The 17,401-nt window shown below is 39.1% G+C and carries 12 protein-coding genes; 6 read left to right on the forward strand and 6 right to left on the reverse strand.

Annotation, left to right across the window (positions count from 1 at the left end; genetic code table 11):
* Nucleotides 1-35: 35 nt before the first annotated feature.
* Together Q8S11_RS11755 and Q8S11_RS11760 are read right to left on the reverse strand one after the other, a co-directional pair.
* Nucleotides 36-1,214, reverse strand: a complete 1,179-nt coding sequence (locus tag Q8S11_RS11755; protein ID WP_305662299.1) for a FecR family protein — start codon at nucleotides 1,212-1,214, stop codon at nucleotides 36-38.
* A gap of 181 nt (nucleotides 1,215-1,395) precedes the next feature.
* Complete coding sequence (locus tag Q8S11_RS11760; protein ID WP_305662300.1) at nucleotides 1,396-1,941, reverse strand: RNA polymerase sigma-70 factor; 546 nt, start codon at nucleotides 1,939-1,941, stop codon at nucleotides 1,396-1,398.
* A 272-nt stretch (nucleotides 1,942-2,213) separates the two neighbouring features.
* Between Q8S11_RS11760 and Q8S11_RS11765 the strand changes: the two genes are divergently transcribed.
* From Q8S11_RS11765 to Q8S11_RS11775, 3 genes are all read left to right on the forward strand, one after another.
* Nucleotides 2,214-3,515: an amidohydrolase/deacetylase family metallohydrolase gene (locus Q8S11_RS11765; protein WP_305662301.1), complete on the forward strand. Its 1,302-nt coding sequence runs from the start codon at nucleotides 2,214-2,216 to the stop codon at nucleotides 3,513-3,515.
* Nucleotides 3,516-3,543: 28 nt separating this feature from the next.
* Entirely contained in the window at nucleotides 3,544-4,983 is a 1,440-nt protein-coding gene (locus Q8S11_RS11770; RefSeq protein ID WP_305662302.1) for a sorbosone dehydrogenase family protein, read from the forward strand.
* A 116-nt stretch (nucleotides 4,984-5,099) separates the two neighbouring features.
* Nucleotides 5,100-6,767, forward strand: coding sequence for an L-lactate permease (locus tag Q8S11_RS11775; protein ID WP_305662303.1), 1,668 nt, complete (start codon nucleotides 5,100-5,102; stop codon nucleotides 6,765-6,767).
* Nucleotides 6,768-6,805: 38 nt separating this feature from the next.
* On the opposite strand, the gene Q8S11_RS11780 is transcribed toward Q8S11_RS11775, so the two are convergent.
* From Q8S11_RS11780 to Q8S11_RS11795, 4 genes are all read right to left on the reverse strand, one after another.
* Nucleotides 6,806-8,032, reverse strand: a complete 1,227-nt coding sequence (locus tag Q8S11_RS11780) for an aminotransferase class V-fold PLP-dependent enzyme (protein WP_305662304.1) — start codon at nucleotides 8,030-8,032, stop codon at nucleotides 6,806-6,808.
* 60 nt (nucleotides 8,033-8,092) lie between these two features.
* Complete coding sequence (locus tag Q8S11_RS11785) at nucleotides 8,093-9,667, reverse strand: sodium/solute symporter (RefSeq protein WP_305662305.1); 1,575 nt, start codon at nucleotides 9,665-9,667, stop codon at nucleotides 8,093-8,095.
* Nucleotides 9,668-9,696: 29 nt separating this feature from the next.
* A complete protein-coding gene (locus tag Q8S11_RS11790) occupies nucleotides 9,697-9,999 on the reverse strand; it encodes a DUF485 domain-containing protein (RefSeq protein WP_305662306.1) in 303 nt (100 codons plus the stop codon).
* A gap of 267 nt (nucleotides 10,000-10,266) precedes the next feature.
* Entirely contained in the window at nucleotides 10,267-11,493 is a 1,227-nt protein-coding gene (locus Q8S11_RS11795) for a DUF5009 domain-containing protein (protein ID WP_305662307.1), read from the reverse strand.
* A 136-nt stretch (nucleotides 11,494-11,629) separates the two neighbouring features.
* On the opposite strand from Q8S11_RS11795, the gene Q8S11_RS11800 reads away from it, so the two are divergent.
* The 3 genes from Q8S11_RS11800 (at nucleotide 11,630) to Q8S11_RS11810 (ending at nucleotide 17,311) form a co-directional block, all read left to right on the forward strand.
* On the forward strand, nucleotides 11,630-12,316 hold the full coding sequence (locus tag Q8S11_RS11800) for a peptidoglycan recognition family protein (RefSeq protein ID WP_305662308.1): 687 nt from the start codon (nucleotides 11,630-11,632) through the stop codon (nucleotides 12,314-12,316).
* A gap of 170 nt (nucleotides 12,317-12,486) precedes the next feature.
* The gene (locus tag Q8S11_RS11805) at nucleotides 12,487-12,873 is read left to right on the forward strand and encodes a hypothetical protein (protein ID WP_305662309.1); all 387 of its coding nucleotides are present in this window, start codon (nucleotides 12,487-12,489) and stop codon (nucleotides 12,871-12,873) included.
* A gap of 85 nt (nucleotides 12,874-12,958) precedes the next feature.
* Nucleotides 12,959-17,311 carry a CusA/CzcA family heavy metal efflux RND transporter gene (locus Q8S11_RS11810; protein WP_305662310.1) on the forward strand — a complete coding sequence of 1,451 codons (4,353 nt, stop codon included), beginning with the start codon at nucleotides 12,959-12,961 and terminating at the stop codon, nucleotides 17,309-17,311.
* Nucleotides 17,312-17,401: the final 90 nt, after the last annotated feature.

The raw sequence follows: 17,401 nt of genomic DNA on the forward strand, positions 1-17,401 counted from the left end.
TGTATCTGTTTTCATCATACTATTTGGATTTAGGTTTATGGCATTGATTTAACTTTTAATTTCTTTCCTTTTACAGTGAATTTCACACCCCCGCTTTCTTCCATTATTTTAAGAACCGCAGAAATTTTCACGTCATTTGAAATGAAGCCGGTAAATTCATCATTCGGCATTTTACCTTCATAGACCAGTTCAACATCATACCAGCGTTCAATTTCACGCATAATCTCCATGATTGGAGTATTTTTGAATTTGAAATAGCCATTTTTCCATGCCACAGCCTTTTCTGTATCGGCACTCTTTATCCGAATAGCTGATTGGGTGGATTTAGTCAGGGACTGCTCCCCGGGTTTAAGCAGCCTGGTATTCGCGACAACATTTGGATTAGAATTTAGAATAACCTTAACACTTCCTTCCAATAGAGTTGTCTTAACATAATCCTCATCATCGTAAGAATTTATGTTAAAATGTGTACCCAAAACTTCAACCATTTGATTTCCGCTTTGTACACGAAAAGGAATATTTTTATTGGGTGAAATCTCAAAATAAGCTTCACCTTTGAGCTGAACCTTACGTTCATTTCCAGCAAAGGTGGTAGGATAGCTTAGTGTTGATGCCGAATTTAACCAAACCCTGCTCCCATCAGGCAAACGAACCTGAAACTTTCCACCTTTTGGGGTTTGAATGGTATTGATGACAGAACGCGTTGACATGAATTTAGTCCGGTCAATAGTGTTATTTTCATAAACAATCTGTCCGTTTTCTGTTTTAGTAATGGCAATATTCCCCTGACTTGCAAGCAAACCATTGGCCGCATCATCCAAACTGATTTTTGAACCGTCTGCAAGAGTTAAAATTGCTTTATTATAACCAGGAGCAATATCATTCCTGACATCTATCTCGGCAAAAGATTCAGGTTCTGCTATCTCTCTGTTTGAGTAAAAATAGAGTCCGGTGGTGATAGCCAGCAAAATCATCGCTGCTATTGAAATGGATTTCAGATAATAAAATCTGTAAGAATACTGATCCTCTTCAACAGGATGTATTGATTCCTGTATTTTCTCAAAGATATTATCTCCAACATGATCAATTTCCTGATCAATTTCAGATTGATTCTGAAAACTCCCATAAAAATTAAGAAGGCGCTGTTCTTCCTCCAAAGAGGCCTCTCCGGCGATATACTTATCCAATAATTTTTGAAAATCTTTCTTATTCAAAACAGGGAGCTTTCTATTGTGAGTAAAAAACAGGCTCTATCCCCTAGATGGATAGAAAAAAAAATAGAGTGGAGAATGGAGAGTTGAAAGTTGATAATCAAGGGAATAATGATTCCAGAGAATAAAAATTTCAGTTAATGTTTAAAAAAAGCAGTAAATAGAATTGCTAAAGAGGGATAAATTAAAATAAGCCCAGAGATATTCTCAGTTGACGGAGTGCTTTATTCAGGTGATTTTCAACAGTTTTAGTCGAAATATCAAGTTGGGAAGCGATTTCTTTATGGGATAATTGTTCTTCCCGGCTTAATTTATAAACCACCTTACATTTTGCAGAAAGCTTATCAACAATTGAATTTATTTGGGAGAGAAGTTCACGATGCTCGATATTACCATATTCTGAAGGAGATTCCATACGCTCAAATATATTCTCGAATAAATCTTCACGCACTGAGCTGAAACGAATCTGTCGGTAAACCTCATAACGGGTTGAAGCGAAAAGATAAGATTTCAGGGATACTTTAATTTCAATTATTTCCCGTTTATTCCAAAGATTAATAAATATGTCCTGAATGATGTCCTCACATACTTGCTGTTCACGCAAGACTTTGAATGCTGAAGAAAATAATTGATTCCAGTATTTTTTGTAAATAAGCTGAAGTGCTATATCATCTCCTGACCGTAGCCGATCCATCAATTCTACATCCTCAGTTTTTAAATGTTCACTCATACGGATGATAAAACTATTAATTAAAAAGTTAAAATCAAAATTTGCAGGAGAGCCTAAGCCAAATTCTGCGAAGAAATATTTTTTTAAAATAGAAATTGTTAAAAAACACATCCTTCTGTAACAAAAAAAATATTAATTAACAGACTAGGGGATATATTCATAAATTGACACTTAATATTATTAGTAAAACCTGGGCCAGAAATATTAAAATCTTGCTAATGGTTTAATATTAAAAAACAATCAATCATAAAAATCAATCTAAAACGAGCAAAATGAATAAAAAACATCTTTTTATTTTCGCCCTGATCTTCTCTGTATTCTTCAGCGTTCAGGCACAATCACCAAAGCCATATAGCATTGTTATCAAAGGTGGACATGTTATTGATCCAAAAAATAACATCAATACTGCGATGGATGTAGCCATTAAGGATGGGAAAGTTGCCCTTGTTGCGAAAAACATCAACGCTTCGGATGGAGTGCAGGTTGTAAATGCTAAAGGAATGTATGTAACGCCGGGATTAATCGACATTCATGTTCATTTTTTCTGGGGACATGATGGGGAGGCCTATATGAATGCTCCTGCAAGTTTACCTGCTGATGGGTTTACATTCCCAGCGGGCGTCACTACTGTGGTAGATGCCGGTAGTCCGGGATGGAAAACTTTTGAATTATATAAAAAGCAAACAATCGAAAAGTCTCAAACCCGTGTACTCGCGTTTTTAAACATTGTTGGCCAGGGTATGGCAGGTGGTAAATATGAAAATGACATCAATGAGATGGATCCTCAAAAAGCAGCTGAAATGGCAAAAAAATATCCTCAGGATATTGTTGGATTTAAACTTGCCCACTTCAATGGTCGTACCTGGGTTCCAACAGACCGTTTAATGGAAGCTGGTCGTCTTGCAAACCTTCCGGTAATTGTTGACTTTGGCGGTGCAACTCCATTCCTGCCATTAGATTCATTATTTAATGTAAAATTCCGCCCCGGCGATATATATACTCATGCTTTTGGCGGAAACGGCAGTACAAGTCCGAATGGTCGCGAATCAATTGTTGATGTCACAACCAATAAAGTAAAACCATATGTAATCAAGGCACAGAACAGAGGTGTTATATTTGACGTTGGTTTTGGCGGTTCAAGCTTTCTTTTCAATCAGGGAACTCCGGCCATTAAAAGTGGCTTTTATCCTAACTCAATAAGCACTGACCTTCACACCGGAAGTATGAACAATGCGATGAAGAATATGCCAAACATTATGTCATTATTTATGGCAATGGGTATGGATCTTCAAAGCGTAATCAAAGCAAGTACCTGGAATCCTGCCCAACAAATAAAAAGACCTGAACTAGGAAATCTTTCTGTTGGAGCTGATGCTGATGTAGCCATCTTCACATTAAGGGAAGGCAACTTCGGTTATTATGCCCGGGATGGTAAAATTGCAGGAAAAAACAGGCTAGAAACTGAAATGACCATCAGAGAAGGTAGAATTGTGTATAATTTAAATGCAATTGCAGAGCCAAATATACTTCCTAATGTTCCAAGGAACAGACCTGCAAGACCAGCAGCAAATTGATAGATTCATTAACACTTAACCAATATTTATGGGCACCATTCGATGCACATTAAGAAAAACAGGGCTGCTAACCCTGTTTTTTTCTTGTTCACTTTTCAGTATTGCACAACAAACCAACCCAAGAACTGTAGCGCCGGTAAAGACTCCAATATCCTTACGGGCCGATATAACTGTAGAAAAGGTAATGGATATTGGGCGACTGGGAGTTAGGTTAATCCTGAACCAAAAAACCGGTGAATTCTGGTACTCCACATTTGATGGCAATGTATTCAGAATATCGGATTTTGATACACCCAGGGCAAAAGAACATCAGGAATTCAGTGCTGAAGATCATGGAATCACAAGATTACAGGGTGCTGCATTTTTGGGGAATACCTTATTCTTATGTGGTAATATCAGTGTAAATGAAGGCAAAGGAACCAAAGGGAGAATGGTAAAATATGAACTCTCAGGAGCAAAACCTCAATTAAAAGAAGTATTCAATACTGTTGAATATGGGACTAATGCGACCACATTTGATCACGGCTGGAACGCATTGGTTATCAGTCCGGATAAAAAATTCATTTATGTAAACTCCGGAGCCAGAACTGATCATGGCGAAGTTCAGGACAATAAAGGTGCCTACCCAAATGCGCGTGACAATGCCCTTACAGCCAATGTATTCCGCTTTCCTGTAAATGCTGAAAATTTGCTTCTAAGTACTGATGCAGCAAAGTTAAAAGCTGACGGTTATCTATATGCAGAAGGTATCAGAAATGCCTATGATATGACCTTCGATCGGAAGGGAAATCTTTTTGGGGTTGTAAATTCGGGCGATTATGATCAATCGGAAGAAATGTTCTGGATCAGGCAGGGCCACCACTATGGGTTCCCCTGGCAAATGGCCGGAGTTGAGAATCCGCAGCAATTTTCTCCATGGGAGCCGGATCCAGCAAAGGATCCTTTCATTGGACCCGGCTCACATGCCTGGATTGTAAAATATTTCAGAGATGACCCTGATTTTCCAAAAATCCCGGAAGGCGTTAAATTTTCGCCCGGAGTTCAGAATCTGGGACCTGATGCTAATGAATACAGGGATATAGCTTCCGGTAAAATTGTTGATGGTGATATAACCGGAAGAACTGTTAGCACATTTAATGCCCATAGTGTGCCTCTGGGCTTGGTTTTCGACGTAAAAAATGCACTTTCACCAGAATTTAAAGGGGATGGGTTTGTTTTCAGGTATGGCGGAGGCTCTGACCGTCCGGGAACTAATTTGTTAAGAAAATCCGGGAAGGACCTGATGCATCTGGATATGTCTTATAATTCCGCTGCCGATAATTTTTACATGAAGACAACTACTTTGGTTAACAATTTCAATGCACCGGTAGATGCAGTAATGCTTGACAATAAAATTTATGTCATGGAGCATGGAACGGCAAATTCTGATGGCGGTAGAATATGGAAAATCACTCTTCCAAAAAAATAATTTAAAGTAATTTATTCATATCCCCGGTATCGATTTCAAATCATCAATTCCGGGGATTTTCTATTCAATTTTTTTCTAAATTGTAAGCCGATAATCATAAAACTAAAAACTAAAAAATGGAACAAATCTGGTCTCAAAATTATGATCCGCTAAATAATGCCCTTTTATCCACAGTTCTGGCTGCACTTCCGATAATTGTACTTCTGGGATCCATTGCTGTATTCCATATCCGGATTCATCTGGCTGCTGTTTTTGGTTTAGTTGTAGCTATTGGAGTTGCACTATTTGTATATCAGATGCCTGTTCAAACCGTTGCTGCAACTACCCTTTATGGAAGTGCCTATGGTTTGTTTCCCATCGGCTGGATCGTTCTTAATCTTATATTTCTATATCAGTTAACTGTCAACAAAGGTTTGTTCACCTTAATAAGGATGCATTTGTCAACAATTGCACCAGATCCGAGAATACAGGTTATTCTGATAGCCTTTGCATTCGGTGCTTTTTTTGAAGGTGCAGCAGGTTTCGGAACTCCGGTAGCCATTACAGCAGCCATTCTGATACAGCTTGGTTTCAGGCCCCTTGCGGCCTGCGGACTGTCTTTGATAGCCAACACAGCCCCTGTGGCATTTGGCGCACTGGGAACTCCAATTATAGCTTTGGCCGCAGTAACAGATATTGATATTCTGAAGCTATCTGCAATGGTTGGGAGACAACTGCCATTATTCTCATTCATAGTTCCTTTCTGGGTTATTTGGGCAATGGCAGGTTTCAGAGGCATGATGGGTGTATGGCCTGCTGCATTTACTGCCGGCTTATCTTTTGCTGTGACACAATTTCTGGTATCAAATTACCATGGACCATGGTTAGTCGATATATTTGCATCTATTGCTTCCATCGTTTCAATTATTGTTCTGCTAAAGTTCTGGCAGCCAAAAACAATATGGGAGTTACCAAAGGCTGATGATGTGATTCCAATAGCTGCAGACCCGGTTTCAGTTTCCACAAAAGACATGGTACGTGCCTGGACACCATGGGTAATTCTTACGATATTCATCTTTGCCTGGGGTGTTCCGACAGTTAAAAATTCATTAAACTCGATATCAGCGCCGGAGTATCAGGTTTCATATTTGCATAAACTGGTGAAACGGTCCCCTCCTATTGCACCGGTTCCAAGCATTGATAAACCGGCAAAAACTGAAGAGGCTGTTTTCAAACTTAACTGGATATCGGCAACAGGATCAGGCATCTTGGTTGCAAGCATAATTGCAGGCTTTGCAATAGGCTATTCTATTCGTGAAATGCTGAAGATATATTTTCAGACCTTGTGGAGGGTCAGGTTCTCGTTGATAACTATTGCAGCGATGCTCGGATTGGGCTATGTAACCAAATATTCGGGGGCAGATGCCACGCTCGGGCTTGCCCTTGCAAAAACAGGGGTACTTTATCCATTTTTCGGAACCATGCTGGGATGGCTTGGAGTGGCGCTAACGGGCTCTGATACTGCCTCCAATGTATTATTCGGGAGTCTTCAAACCATAACGGCAAAACAAACCGATGTCAGTCCGATTTTGATGGCAGCCGCAAACAGTTCAGGGGGTGTTATGGGAAAAATGGTTGATGCACAAAGTATTGTTGTAGCCAGTACCGCAACAAACTGGTACGGACATGAGGGACAGATTCTTCGATATGTTTTCTTCCATAGTATTGCTTTGGCTGCACTGGTGGGGTTATTTGTCTTCCTTCAGGCATATGTGATACCGTTCTCGGATATGGTGGTGAAGTAAAAAAGTCAGACAGGGTTTTGAACCCTGTCTGACTTGGATCAGGCTTTAGATAATTCTTGTTTTATTCGTGCAGCTACTATTTTTTCTTCACCCGGTACCATGATGAAGGTAACCAGCGAGATGTTATTTTTCCCGGAATTTAATTCAATACCCGGTTCTCCCTGACTAAGTCTTTCCTGCACCTGCTTACCGGTAAGTGGAAGGACAGCCGGATCCCATGAGATCTCAAGATTGGGAGTTGAGTTAGCAATTTCGGGTATAAAAACACGGGTTTTAACACTCTTAATGTTTTTAACGGCATTTTCGATATGGGCAATCTGTTTCAACCAATACTTCCATTCTTCATCACCAGTTCGGATAAACTTTTCGATCGCAACGTACAATCCAAGGATTTCTTCCTTATTTACTTTATGACCTCTACCAATGGTACTTCCTCTGGGTGAAGCGCTCAAACGGGCTGCGGCAATCAGATCTTTTTTGCCCATCAGTACTCCTGAGCTCTGTGGACCACGAATTGCCTTACCACCTGAAAGACATACCAAATCAAAGCCCATATCGTTGAATTTCCAAAAATTTTCAATTGGAGGGACATCGGCTGCTATATCAATAAGCGTTGGAATATTGCGCCTTTTTGCAACTTCCAGCCATTCCTGATGTTTGATCTGCCCGGAATTTGTATTGCAATTCATAAAGGCCATCATAGCTGTTTTATCGTTTATTGCACGCTCAAGTTCCTCGCGGGTCTCAACCCAAACCATAGTTACTCCACAATTTTTCATCGCCTGGTAATAACCAATATTATGGCCTTTCTGTAAAATAACCTCTGTTTTCATACCACTGCCTTCCAAATGAGGAATCATTGCAGCTTTCTTGGCATCCATCCCGGATAGTACACCGGCAGTCCCAAGCATAATAGCAGAAAATGCCCCGGAAGTTACTGTTGCAGCTTCAGCATGGCACAATTCAGCTATTTTGGCCCCTACTTTATCCTGCAGTTCATCCAGCATGCAATATCTTCTTGATGAATTTTTTATTGCATCAAGCACCTCATCCTGCATCAACGATCCGGTCATAAACGTTAAGGTAGCTCTGGCATTAATGAATGTCCGCACACCTAATTCCTTGAATAAATCCCTTTTTGCAGCTGTAGCAACTGCTGTGCTGGCTCCAGAAGGCAAAATTGAACCACTTGCACTTTGTCCTGATAAAATCCCTCCGGCTAATGGAAGAACTGTTAAACCTTTTAGAAGGTCTCTGCGTTTCATATTATAAGTATTTATATTAAAAAAAATGTCTGATCGGCCCCGGGGCGGATCAGACATCGATTATTTTTCAGAACCGTGACCGAGATAGGTTCTAAGTTTTTCACTCTCGAACAAATCGGCTGCTTCTTTTTCTGGTTGTAGCAATGAGACAACAATACCCACCACAAAGGCCAGGGTCATTGATACGATGGTAGGATTTTTCAAAGGGAAAATAGCCTCTGAATTGCCCATGATATCTACCATTACTGTAGGGCTGAGAACAATCAGAATCAATGCGAGGGATGCGCCGGTTATCATGCACCATACAGCACCTTTAGTGGTAAATCCTTTCCATATGATTGACATCAGCAATGCAGGAAAATTAGCACTTGCTGCTATTGAAAATGCAAGTCCAACCATGAATGCAACATTCTGACCTTTAAACATCAGGCCTAAAGCTACTGCAAGTACACCTAAAAATATGGTTGCTCTCTTTGCTACTTTCATTTCACCTTTTTCATCAGAAACACCACGCTTAACCACGTGTACATAAAGGTCGTGTGAAATGGTTGAAGCACCAGAAAGAGTAAGGCCTGCTACCACAGCAAGTATCGTTGCAAATGCCACCGAAGCAATGAAACCAAGGAATGCACTTCCGCCTGTATTCTCAGCAAGCAGGAGTGCTGCCATATTTCCTCCCTTATCCAGACTTAAGATTGCATCTTTACCAACCAATGCAAGGGCAGCAAATCCGATAAAAAAGGTTAAAACATAAAAGTATCCGATGAAGCCGGTCGCAACGAAAACTGATTTTCTGGCTGCCTTATCATCAGGAACGGTATAGAAGCGCATTAATATATGCGGAAGACCAGCAGTTCCAAGCATCAGTGCAAGACCGAGTGAAAGCGCATCAAATGGGTTAGTAATAAAGCCTCCCGGGGCAAGCATATTTTCACCATACTGGGATTTTACAGATTGGAATAATTCACCCGGACTAAAATTAAATTTAGCCATTGCGAGCAAAACGAGTATTGTAGCGCCTGAAAGTAGTAGAACAGCTTTGATAATTTGCACCCAGGTAGTTGCAAGCATTCCACCAAAAAGTACATAGGAAGTCATCACTATACCAACTACTATAACTGCTATTTCATAATCAAGGCCGAACAGGGTTTTGATCAAACTTCCGGCTCCAACCATCTGAGCAATAAGATAAAACGAAATGGTCATTAATGATCCTGCTGCCGCAGCGATACGGATAGGCCTTTGTTTTAATCGAAAAGCCACCACATCAGCAAAAGTGTACTTCCCTAGATTCCGGAGTGGTTCAGCAACTAAAAACATGATTAGCGGCCAGCCAACAAGAAAGCCGATAGAATAGATTAATCCATCATAACCCATAGTAGCTACCATCCCTGCAATACCTAGAAAGGAGGCAGCACTCATGTAATCCCCTGCTAATGCAAGGCCATTTTGAAAACCGGAAATATTCCTTCCGGCGGCATAAAATTCAGACCCTGTTTTTGTTTTTTTAGCAGCCCAGTAAGTAATGTAAAGTGTGACAGCAACAAAAACGAAAAAGATTGCGATCGATACCGGATTTGCAGTTCCCAATGTAGACGGGGTGACTTCCGGGCTGATTTGTAGTAATAAGTTCAAAGACATATATTTTATAGATGTATATAGATTTAAATAAGTTCTTTTTTGATTTCCTTTACGGCCTCATCGTAATAATTGTTCGCCCAATAAACATATACCCCTGTAATTAACCAGGAAAACAGAATAATTCCTAAACCAACAACAATTGCTAAATTCAGAGAGTCACCAATTGGCATTTTAAGGGTTTCTTTATCATAAGCTACGAAAAGTAAAAAACCTATGTAAACAAAAAGCATGATGAAAGTGAAGGATAAAGAAACATTCCATCTGTTTTTAACAAGTTTCTTGAATGCCGCACTTTGAAGAATCTCGTGTGTGTTTGTTTTACTCATAATTTTACCTGTATTAGTAAGTCGTTAAAAATTAATTAAAAAAGGATTTGTATTCAGAAAATGCTTGCCATTGAGACCCCGGAAAATCGGTTTAATATCATGGAAAAAATGCTGCCATAAACGAATCTATAATTCTATGAAAAAAAATTGAATAAGCTGCCTTATTGCTATTAATCTTTTTAAAGTCATAAAAACGTTACGCTTTTGTTACACTACGGTTTCGCTGCTTTTGATTTCTCCAGAATTCCAAAACATCCCCTTAAAAAGCTAAATTTTAAGTTTTAAACCAATCCGATTAAGGGAACGGGTAATCAATACACATAATAACGCAAAACAAAAGGACTTCAATAAACCAAGGCCTCCAGTCAAAAAAAGATCCGGAAGTTTATACCCGACAATTCTGACAAGTGCATAAACAAAATATGGTATTAGATAACAAAGCAGGGTATCGGTACCCGCAGGCTTTATAAAATAGAACCAATTATTCTTTTTCCAGACATCCGCTACCCAATAAATCAGGGTAAAGGCGAGTAATGTAAAGGCAGAGCAAAGAAATAACCATGCCGGAGTAGCACCAAGTTTAGCAAGTCCCCAGTATGGGCGGGTAATTATGGATAAAGCAATTAAGACCAATGAAGCAATAAGAAATATGATCGTTAGTCGCCATCGATCATTGGTTTTAATATAATACCTGAATACATAAGATGTCAAAACCCCTCCCATTGTGAGTGCGGGCAATGTACCTCCCAAAATAGCATTTGGAAGATATTCGGCAATACTTCCGGGAATCAGGCCTGCTTTATTTACCATACTCAATACACAAAAAAAGAACCAGGCAAAAAAGAGTGCATAGAAATTATTCTTTGAGAATACCATAACCAAAGCGCCGGCAAGGTAAGCCCAGCCTATCTGACCAAGAATACCCCACCACTGGCTTGCGAAACGAACTTCTCCATTCTCCCCTCCGCGATAGCTATAAGCTAGAAATATCAGGGTAATGACCCCCGAAACCTTCAGGATATTTACCAATACCTTATTAATTTTGTTAGTATAAGTATTCCAAATCAAAATAAAGCACAAGCAGCTAAGCGGATACCAGAGCCAGACAGGTATACCCATTGCTGCAGCATTGACAGTCTCCCCATTAACCAGAAACACTCCCATAACTAGCAAGGCAAGTGTCCTGAATAATATATGCTGAACAATTCCGGCTGTACTATCCCCTTTTCTAATCCTGTTTTCAATTGCATAAGGCAATGAAAGTCCTACAATAAAGAGAAAAGCCGGAAAAATCACATCTGAAAAGCCTATACCATCCACCCCTCTTTTTACATGTCTTAATCCTTCAGGAATATCCGTCAGCGACCAAAAATCATTAACAAAAATCATGAGTACCATTGTAATGGCTCTTAAAATATCGATGGAAGATATACGCTGAATGATATTATCTGACTTTAGTTCTCTTGCCTCATTTCCGGAATTGGTTGATATCATATAACAAAATCATTTGGGGTTCAATATAAAACAAACCGGCTGGAATTTCCTCAAACCTTACACTAAAGTAAAGAAATAGCCTGTTTAAATAAGATCGATAGTGTTACATTTACAAATAAATTAATGTTCATAAAGCATGAAATTAAATCACAATAAATCAATTCTCCTAATATTGATGCTCTTTTCGTTCAGCATGCCAATTCATAAGGCTTTTGCACAAACCTTCAGAACATTTAATAAGCCAGTTGTATTTGATGAGCTTAGAAAAAAACTCTCGGTAGAATACCTTAGAGAACGACATGGAATAATACAGGATTCTGCTACGATTGTTCCCAAAATGATTGTACTTCATTGGACCGCTATCCCGACTCTTGAACAATCCTTCGATGTAATGAATCCCGCCCTTCTGCCAGGTGCAAGAAGTGGAATTGCAGGGGCCAGCAGTTTAAATGTGGCCGCACAATTTCTAGTGGATCGTGATGGTGTCATTTTCAGACAATTACCTGAAACCGCCTTTGCCCGTCATACCATTGGACTTAACTATTGCGCCATTGGTGTAGAAAATGTGGGGGGCAGTAATGCTCCGCTGACGGATCAACAGCTTGAAGCGAATGTGGCACTAATCAGGTACCTCAAAAAAAAGTATGCTATTGAATATGTGATTGGTCACCATGAATACAAATCCTTTATTGGTCATCCGCTATGGAAAGAAAAAGACCCGAACTATCTCACTAATAAAACTGATCCGGGCGATGTGTTTATGAGTAAGGTAAGGGCACGGATAAAGGATTTGGATATTAAGGGAGCAATAAAAAAGAAATGATGTAAAACTTTCAGATTAGAGTAAGTTTCTGTTGATGATTTCCAATCCCTGCACTTAAACCAAATAGGAGACTGTAAAAGTATTGATAGCTTGTTAAATTTAAAGACGATTTACTTAGCGTACTAGCATACAAAAATGAAAATGAGATATTTTTTTTGTAACTTTATATATTGAAAAAGCTATTATCCATCATACTTATTTCAGCCTATCTGATATCAACAACTGAACTTTATCAGGTGTTGAAGATACCTTTGCTCGCAGAACACTTCATGGAGCATAAAAACTTAAATCAGGGAACTACCATTTGGGACTTCCTGATCATGCATTATACCAATAATGATATCATTTATGCCGACCATGACAAGGACATGCAGTTGCCATTTAAATCTCATGATGGCTCTATCCATAATATTATTTTGACATTCATACACAATCCTGTTATTCAAACACTTACCCGGCCTGTAGTGATTGATTTAAATGAATATAATCTTCTGGAAAATATTAGTTTCAATTCCACCTATCTTTCCAATATCTGGCAGCCGCCAAAACAAGTTTAGCAATTTAATTAAGTTCTCTTACCGGTCCAATTTTCAGGATCAGGTAGATTTATATTATTCTAAAAATTGTTAAACAATACAAGATATGTTAAACGCAATTATAGGGTTTTCCGTAAGGAATAAACTCATTGTTGGACTGTTTGTCATCGGACTGATTATCTATGGTGGTTTTCAAACTACCAAACTGCCTATTGATGCCGTACCGGATATCACAAATAATCAGGTTCAGGTAATCACAGTTGCTCCTTCTTTTGGTGCAACTGATATTGAGCGATTAGTAACCTTTCCAATCGAGCAGGCAAATAGTAATATTAAAGGAATAAAAGAGATCAGAAGCTTTTCCAGATTTGGTCTTTCATTGGTAACCATCGTCTTTAATGATGAAATAGATGTTTACTGGGCCAGGCAACAGGTAGCTGAGCGTCTTCAACAGGTACAAACCATAATTCCTCCGGGTATAGGAACCCCAGAACTAGGTCCAATCTCTACCGGTCTGGGTGAAATCTACCAATATGTGGTGAGGCCGAAAAAAGGCTATGAATCAAAATATGATGAAACAGAACTCAGGACTATTCAGGACTGGATTGTAAGACGTCAACTACTTGGTGTAGAAGGAGTTGCCGAGGTTAGCAGTTTCGGAGGAAAGTTAAAACAATTTGAAGTAACTGTTGACCCGTATAAATTACAATCATTTAATATTACCATTCATGATGTATTCAATGCTCTTGAACAAAATAACCAAAATACGGGAGGAGCTTACATTGAAAAAGGACCCACTGTTCTTTTTATTCGATCTGAAGGTCTTATTGGCTCGATAGAAGATATTGAAAGCATCAGCATAAAAAGCACGGAAAGTGGCTCGCCCGTATTTATCAGGGATGTGGCTGAAATTAATATAGGGTATGCCACAAGATATGGTGCTATGACTTATAACGATGAAGGTGAAGTCTCGGGGGCCGTTGTCATGATGCTTAAAGATGCCAATAGCAGTGAGGTTATCAAAAATGTAAAGGAAAGAATAGCCTTAATTCAGAAAACCCTACCAGAAGGGGTAGTAATTGAACCTTTTCTTGACAGGACAAAAATGGTAAACAATGCCATTTCTACTGTAGAGACAAATTTGCTCGAGGGAGCTTTGATTGTTGTATTTATTCTGGTGCTTTTTCTTGGAAACTTCCGGGCTGGCTTACTGGTTGCCTCCGTAATTCCATTATCCATGCTTTTTGCAATTATTCTGATGAATACTTTTAAAGTCAGTGGTAACCTGATGAGTTTAGGAGCATTGGATTTTGGTTTGATTGTGGATGGGGCTGTTATTATTGTGGAAGCAGTTATGCATCAGATATCACATGGCAACAGGTTTGGACTTCTAAATCGCCTAACCCAGAAGAATATGGATGATGAAGTAAAGAAATCAGCAAGTAAAATGATGAATAGTGCTGTTTTCGGACAAATAATTATCCTGATTGTTTATCTGCCTATTCTAACCTTAGAGGGTATTGAAGGTAAGATGTTTAAACCCATGGCACAAACCGTTGCATTCGCACTATTGGGAGCATTTATTCTCTCTGTGACTTATATTCCGATGATGAGTGCCTGGTTTTTAAGTAAAAAAATTAAACATAAACCCAATATGTCTGATAGGGTTATGACCCAAATAGAAGAATTTTACCAGAATTTACTTACCAAAGTCTTACGCTTCCCAAAGATGGTACTTGGAGCTGTTATTGCACTTTTTATCCTGGCGATAGTAATACTTACAAGTCTTGGCGGAGAATTCATTCCGGCACTGGAGGAGGGAGATTTTGCAGTTGATACCCGGGTATTAACTGGAAGTAATCTTAACACCACTATTGAGAGCACTACAAAAGCAGCGCATATACTCAAAACCCGCTTCCCAGAGGTTTTAAAAGTTGTAACAAAAATTGGAAGCGGAGAAGTGCCTACTGATCCGATGCCTATGGAAGCAAGTGATATGATGGTCATTCTTAAGGACAAAAAGGAATGGACGTCTGCAAAAACTTTTAATGAACTGGCAGAAAAAATGGGTAAAGCTCTTGAGGATGTGCCGGGAATTACCACTGGATTTCAATTTCCTGTTCAAATGCGTTTTAATGAATTAATGACTGGTGCGAGACAGGATATAGTATTGAAGATCTTCGGTGAAGATCTGGATACACTGGCAAGCTATGCAGACAATTTGGGTAAAATTGTAAATACTGTTGAAGGTAGCCAGGATTTATTTATTGAACCCGTGACAGGAATGCCGCAAATTGTTATTGCATATAACAGAGCTGCAATTGCCCAGTATGGTTTGAAAATATCTGATATCAATAAAGTTATCAATACTGCTTTTGCCGGACAAAGCACCGGACTTGTTTTTGAAGGTGAAAAGCGTTTTAATCTTGTTGTGAGGCTAAATACCGAACAGAGGAAAAATCTGGAAGATGTGAGGAGTTTATTAATTCCTACTCCACAAGGAAGCAATATTCCACTCTATCAACTTGCTCAGGTAGAAATAAAGGATGGTCCGAATCAGATACAGCGCGAAGATGCAAAACGCAGAATTGTTGTAGGTTTTAATGCAAGAGGGCGCGATGTTCAGAGTATTGTGAATGAGCTGCAGTTGAAAGTTGATGAACAGATAAAACTCCCTACAGGATACTATATCACTTATGGTGGCGCATTTGAAAACCTCAATGCGGCTAAGCAAAGGCTGATGATTGCAGTCCCGATATCTTTACTCCTGATATTTGTACTACTCTATTTTGCATTCCATTCAGTGAAACAAGGCTTACTAATCTACACGGCCATACCCTTATCAGCAATCGGAGGGATTTTCTTTTTGGCACTTCGCGGGATGCCCTTTAGTATTAGTGCCGGAATTGGTTTCATTGCATTATTTGGAGTTGCAGTTTTAAATGGAATTGTCCTTATTGCGGAATTCAACAGGCTTAAAGCATCCGGACTAAGAAATCTTAACAGAATCGTACTTATGGGAACAAAAACACGCTTGCGTCCGGTAATGATGACTGCCTTTGTAGCATCATTAGGATTTTTACCAATGGCCCTGAGCAGCGGAGCCGGGGCTGAAGTTCAAAAACCATTGGCCACGGTGGTTATTGGGGGCTTGATGCTCGCTACCCTGCTAACCTTATTCGTTTTACCTATACTGTATATCATCTTTGAGAAAACAGGAAAAACAAAACTTTCAAAGATACCTGCCGCTTTACTTTTGGTGATAGCATGTTCAGGTATTTTGGAAGCTAATGGGCAGGAGCAGATAAGTCTTCAGGCTGCTATCGACACCGCATTAAAGAATAACTTAGCTGTTAAAAATGAAAAGCTAAAAGCAGAATACCAGCAAAAGCTGATTAGCTCATCTGCTAATATTCCGCAGGCGAATTTAAGTACAGAATTTGGACAGATTAACAGTATCTATAATGATAACCGACTCGGTTTAAGCCAGTCTATTAGTTTCCCAACTGTCTATTCCAATCAAAAAAAGGTTCTGAATGAAGAATGGAAATCGTCAGTATTAGGTATTTCATTAAAACAAGCTGAAATCAAAAAGACAGTTTCGCAAATCTATCAAAGCATTGTTATTCTGAATGAGAAGCAAAAACTACTATTACAGGCAGACAGTATCTATTCAGAATTTGTGAAAAAGGCCAATTTAAGATTTAAAACAGGTGAAAGCAATGTTTTGGAAAAAGCCACTGCACAAAGCCAGCGTGGTGGAATTTTTCTGCAGTTAAAATCCTTACAGGAAGAGATTCATCTGGCAAAACTACAACTGGCTTTAGTTCTAAACTCTGCGAATAAATTTGAACCAATGGAAAACTCATTAAGAATGGATCTTCCGGCAATGATATCTTTTCAGGCATTAGGAGAGCATCCCCTACTGAAAATTTCTGATCAACAAAAGATAATCACAGCCGCAAATACCCGGCTGGAACGATCCAAAATGCTTCCTGATCTCAGTCTTGGTTATTTCAATACAAGTATTCAGGGTACCGGTGCAGATAATCTATTTTATTCTCCATCAAAACGCTTTAATACGGGTCATTTCGGAATAGGTATACCCATATTTGCCGGTGCACAGAAAGCAAGGGTAAATGCTTCCAAAGTACGTGAAATGATGGCTGATAATGATTACCAGCATCAACTTCAAATAATTGAAAACGAATATCATAGTGCCCTATCACAATATGAAAGCTATTTAGAGGCAGCCAATTATTTTGAACAGAATACCCTGCCTGAGGCAAGAACCATCAGTCAGACGGCAGATTTACAATTTATTAATGGTGAGATCAACTATTTGGATTGGGTGATGTTGAATAACCAGGCCATAATTATCCGGAATAATTACCTGGATCTCGTAAAAGCTTTGAATGAAAGCATTATTAATTTAAATTATTTAGGCTCAAAACTATAAGATCATATGAACCCATCATGATTTTGCCTAAACCCGAAGGGGAATAATTATCAAATCATGATAGCTTCATCACCTTTAAAAAACAAAAAA

Origin of the sequence: Daejeonella sp., assembly GCF_030695525.1 — a bacterium.
Classification (GTDB): domain Bacteria; phylum Bacteroidota; class Bacteroidia; order Sphingobacteriales; family Sphingobacteriaceae; genus Daejeonella.